6 protein-coding genes and 1 pseudogene are annotated in these 4,755 nt (G+C 58.2%); 2 read left to right on the top strand and 5 right to left on the bottom strand.

All coding sequences use genetic code 11. The features are described from left to right. The 4 genes from E1N52_RS42915 to E1N52_RS45735 all read right to left on the bottom strand — a co-directional run. The coding region (locus E1N52_RS42915; protein WP_246089378.1) for a helix-turn-helix domain-containing protein at nucleotides 1-161 on the bottom strand (161 nt) is incomplete at its 3' end. A gap of 63 nt (nucleotides 162-224) precedes the next feature. Beyond that, nucleotides 225-2,381 carry a recombinase family protein gene (locus tag E1N52_RS42920; protein ID WP_246089469.1) on the bottom strand — a complete coding sequence of 719 codons (2,157 nt, stop codon included), beginning with the start codon at nucleotides 2,379-2,381 and terminating at the stop codon, nucleotides 225-227. 286 nt (nucleotides 2,382-2,667) lie between these two features. Further along, entirely contained in the window at nucleotides 2,668-3,138 is a 471-nt protein-coding gene (locus tag E1N52_RS42925; protein ID WP_246089470.1) for a helix-turn-helix domain-containing protein, read from the bottom strand. Nucleotides 3,139-3,316: 178 nt separating this feature from the next. Continuing rightward, nucleotides 3,317-3,625, bottom strand: a complete 309-nt coding sequence (locus tag E1N52_RS45735) for a DUF5372 family protein (protein WP_165979592.1) — start codon at nucleotides 3,623-3,625, stop codon at nucleotides 3,317-3,319. Between E1N52_RS45735 and tnpB the strand changes: the two genes are divergently transcribed. Continuing rightward, nucleotides 3,610-3,771 carry an IS66 family insertion sequence element accessory protein TnpB gene (tnpB, locus tag E1N52_RS42930; RefSeq protein WP_416338905.1) on the top strand — a complete coding sequence of 54 codons (162 nt, stop codon included), beginning with the start codon at nucleotides 3,610-3,612 and terminating at the stop codon, nucleotides 3,769-3,771. The genes E1N52_RS45735 and tnpB overlap by 16 nt on opposite strands. A gap of 30 nt (nucleotides 3,772-3,801) precedes the next feature. Continuing rightward, a pseudogene (locus E1N52_RS42935) lies at nucleotides 3,802-4,467 on the top strand (transposase domain-containing protein); the annotation flags it as partial. Nucleotides 4,468-4,532: 65 nt separating this feature from the next. On the opposite strand, the gene E1N52_RS42940 reads toward E1N52_RS42935, so the two are convergent. Continuing rightward, on the bottom strand, nucleotides 4,533-4,755 hold a 223-nt coding region (locus E1N52_RS42940; protein WP_165979553.1), incomplete at its 5' end, for an ATP-binding protein.

Raw genomic sequence — 4,755 nt, forward strand, 5'->3', positions numbered from 1 at the left:
GGCACCGTGGGGGAATTTGCCTGCGCCGCCGCGAATTGCTCCTGGTACTTACGGATCGTCTTCCGGTCAACGCCCGTAATCCGGGCGATCTCCCGCTGACGTTTGCCCGCTGCGACGAGCGTGGCGATGGTTGTTTGCAGATGCGGCTTCAAGACATTCACTCCAACAACCCCTCTTCTTCATTCGAGGGGTGCAAGGTAACGTCCTGCCAGACCGCGCCAGCATCATGCTCCGCGTGTCTCTAGGTGGGGGATTTTGAGGTGCCCACAGGTGGGGGAATTTGCCCGCCCATCGGGGTAGATGCTACGCTCGCTGTGCGCCGCTTTCGCACGGTCAGTGAGTCGATCCCATCTGCTGCTGTGCTTCACAGGCGGGTGGGAATCCGGGACTTCATAGAGGAACGCATAATCGTTATAGGCGTGTCGTTTGACAAGGCCGTATTCGACCCACCTGGTGAGTGTTGCTTCGTGGATGCCGAGTCGAGCTGCAGCTTCCAGTTTTGTGAGCATGCCGCGATCGCGCAGTCTGTCGCGGCGGGATCGAAGTCCGTTTCGCTGTGCGATGTATGAGACGCGCAGAGCGTCGAACCGAATGTTGCTCTTACCTGGACGGACACAACCGCCAGGACGGATGCCCCGATCATTAAGGTGCTGCGCAATCTGAGAGCATGTATGGTCATCGAGAAGCTTGTCGATGAGCTCGAGGACCTCTGGCTGGGTTTTGACCTGTTGTGCAGATGTTTTGGGATTCTGCGCCGTGAGCGTTTCAGTCTTGCCGGCCTTGAAGCGAACGTGAATCTTTGTTATCCCTTCGTCTGGAAGTTTGACCAGAGTAACGTCCTCGACGATGTAGGCTAGCAGCCGCTTTCGCTCTCGATTCGCCAGCGATGGATCACGCCAAAGTGTTTTGAAGTCCGCTGTCATTGCGATGAGCCGCTCGCGGATTGCATCGTCGAGTATGAGACGCTCCTGCTGCTGGCTACGCTCCCTTTGTTCTCTCGCGTCGGCCAATATGCGCAGCTTGTCGTTCCATTCTTGCTCGAGTGTGTCGGCGACCAGTCGGTTACTTGGGTCGACCAGCATGAAGCGTCGTTGCGCAAGATCTGCATCGAACCGGGCGCGTTCGATAGCGCGCAGGCGTAATCGATCGGCTTCATCGTGGCGCGCTTCGATTTCTTTGCGTATCTCCCATGCCAACTCAACGGCAGCCGGAGTCATCGACGCGACGATCAATGCGCCAACTGCTTCATCAATCGGCGCTCCGGCAATTGACTGGCAGCAAGGTTCTCCACGAGCGCCTTGTGCTCGATCGCAGACATACCAGGCTTCCTGTCGTGCGCGTCGCGTAGCGTACCGGAGCCGGAGATACCGACCACAACGACCGCAGATGGCGCGTCCCTGCAGAAGAGCAGCTCCCTCGCGAGGTGGCGATGATCGCGCGACTTTATACCCGCGACCATTCGTCTCCAGAACAGCAAGGTTCTGCTGATACTGCTCCCAAGTAATGTATCCAGGATGGGCGTCCGGAATGCAAGCAAGCCAGTCATTGCGGTCACGCTTTCTCGGCACTTTCCGCCCGTCTGCGAGTTTGCGATAGTGCCTCCGGCCGTAGGCGTAAGCGCCTGCGTAGCGCGGATTGTTCAACATGCGAAGTGCCGTCGACGCGGTGAGGTGCTGGAAGACCAGGAACTTCGCGTTGCGCATACGGGATGGAAACAGGAGGCCTTCCTTCTTGAAGACCTTGACTGTCTGGCTGGCAGAGCCGACTCGCAAGAACGTCTCAAAGAAGTATGTGATGGTCTCTCTGACCTGGGAATCTGGGTCAAGCACTACGTTGCCAAGGTCGTCATATACGAAGCCGGTCGGTAGCACGCACCGATACTCGCCTCGATTCACCTTGTTCAGAATGCCGCCTCGTAGGCGCGCTTTGAGAACATGAAGCTCCGCTTCACTCATTGTTCCTTTGAGCCCAAGCAGGAGCCGGTCATTGAAGCTTGCTGGATCGTATATCCCGTCTTCGTCGAGAATCAGCGTATCAGCGAGCGCGCAGATTTCCAGAAGCCGATGCCAGTCAGCATTGTTTCGGGCCAGGCGCGACACCTCCAGGCCCATGACGATGCCTGCGCGGCCCATGCCCACGTCAGTGACCAATCGTTGAAACCCCTCCCGCCAGGACGCCGATGCTCCAGACTCCCCTTGGTCGCTATCGATAGTGACGATCTGCTCGTCACGCCAGCCGAGCGCCGTCGCGCGTCCACGCAGGGCATATTGTCGCTTTGTGCTCTCGACGTTCTCGAGGACTTGCCGCATCGACGACTGCCGGACGTAGAGGTAAGCACTCCGTTCGAGGTGGTGAGGCTGAATTTTAAGGGACGCGTTCACGGTGTTCTCCGCTCATTGACCGTTACAGCCATGCCTGCGAGTACGTAGATAAAGCCTTGACGCTCGATGGGCTGAGCGTTCGACGACGACCGAGTAACATTTGGTTCGGGCGGTGCACGCCCCGGAACCATCATGCGTGCCCACGCCCACATCCCTCGCGCAAGGAAGACGCTGAGTCCGCGCCGGGCTTCTACAGGCAAGGCCTGGCCAAGAACGGCGGAACGCATCACCTCGTATTGCGCGGTGATCGGCGCCGACATGGCCGACGGCCACGCGCAGCATCCCGCTATTCCACCGTTTTTTTTACACCGAACGCTCGCTCGATCGTTCTCGGGTGTACATCCAGACCAAATTCTTTGCGAACTAGCTTTGCCAGTTCGCGCGCCCGAATTGGTTCTCCGGGCGTGTGTTGCAACTTGAGGAACGCCAACACCTCGCCCTGGATCTTGTGCGGACCATGCGGCCCTCGTTTCCTCGGAACCAGCCCTGCGATTCCTCCTTGCTCGAAGTCCGCTCGCGCCTGATAGAAGGTTGGCCGCGAAACACCATATTCGTCAGAGATCTGCGTTATGGAGGCCTTCTCAACAGAAACGCGACGCAACATCTCATACTTGACCTGCACAGCGTCATGGGGATCGAAGAATCCATCCTCGTGGAACTTGGCATCGAGAACGTTCGACGGCGTTGGATTCAGCGTACCGTCCTCTGCGAGGACATCCGTCTTCGAGCGCTTGCGTTCATTGGGCGGCACATTCACTCCAAATCGTTGCATTTCACTGTAATAAAATTATGCCGCTAAGCGGGCTTTGTCAAGCTAGCTCTAGGATGTTCAGTTATTAACCTTTTAAAAGCCTATAATTGTCCACAATTTAAGACGAATCTTTGAATTTAGCGGCGTTAATTGCCTTACATGTGCGGCAAAAATCCCTTTACGGTCAAGTGCCGTTCCCGGCACGCCTATACGAAAGACGTCTCACGAGTAGCGCAAGCTCCATCAAGTCGTTGACCGTGAACAACGCGCGCTCTCGTCCCATAGAGATCTCTGGATCAGGCTCGCTCATATCGGTCCACTTCGGAGGAACGGAGCAATAACTCTTGTCGTCGATGCGCAGCAGGAGACGTCGGCCAGACCGGTTATAGCGTTCACCGACACAAAGAAGTTGCTGTCCGCTGAACGGGTGGAACGGGTGGGTGATGCGGACAAGATGTTCTGCGGCAGCCCCAGAGCCTGCATTTCGAGGTATGTTACAAGCGACTTGAACGAGGCCGTTTTATATGGCCCAAAGCTGACGGTGGCAAGGTCCATCTGAGCTCTGCGCAACTGTCGATGCTGCTTGAGGGCATCGACTGGCGGCAGCCCCGTCGCACCGCCGCACTATCGATGTTGTAAACCGCGCGGCAGACTCGTAAACTACGGCGCATGTCGAACGGCGCCGATCTCCCTGACGATATCGAACTGCTGAAGGCCTTGCTGGTCGAGGCCCGTAGTCTGCTTGCCGAACGCGATGTCGAGATTGAGCAGCTCAAGGCGCAGATCGACAAGCTCAGGCGCATGCAGTTCGGTCGCAAGTCCGAGCAGCTGCAGCGGCAAATCGAGACGCTCGAGACTCAACTTGAGGATCTGGCCGCCGGGCGCGGCGTTGTGGATGTGCAGCGTGCGCAGGCCCGTGGGGCAAGTGCGTCCACCTCGAACACAACGACGGACGAAGCGGCTTCCAGGCAAGCGCTTGCCGCGCATCTGCCGCGCCAGGATTATGTGCTCGAGCCTGAATCAAGCTGCCCGGATTGCGGTCAACCAATGCGGGCGCTCGGCGAGGACTCATCCGAACAACTCGCCCGGGTTGCAGCGGCGTTCAAGGTCATTCGCACGATCCGGCGCAAGCTGGTTTGCCCGTGCTGCAGCACGATCACGCAGCCGCCGATGCCTGGGCTGCCGATCGAGCGGAGTATCGCCCATCCGAGCTTGCTGGCAGACATCCTCGTCTCGAAGTATGCAGACCACCAGCCGTTGTACCGGCAATCCGCGATCGCGGCGCGCGACGGCGTGACGCTTGACCGGGCCAGCATGGGCCGCTGGTGTCAAGCGCAATCTCAAGCTGATACAGCTTCGGACGCAAACGCAATTTAAATTTGATACACCTGCGCATACGGTTATTGGTTGAGTGCTGCCTCCTTCGAATTGCGTTTGCGTTTGACGTCGTCCGCGTCGTTTAGGTGCGGCGGTGGGATGCGGTTGATCATGCCGGCCTGACGTTTTTCCTTCAACCTGTACGAGTCGCCGGAGATCGGCACGACGTGTGCGTGATGAAGCAGCCGGTCGAGGAGCGCGGCCGTGAGCGTTGCATCGTCAGCAAAGGTCTGGTCCCACTGGCCG

It is taken from the genome of Paraburkholderia guartelaensis (genome assembly GCF_004353905.1).
Classification (GTDB): domain Bacteria; phylum Pseudomonadota; class Gammaproteobacteria; order Burkholderiales; family Burkholderiaceae; genus Paraburkholderia; species Paraburkholderia guartelaensis.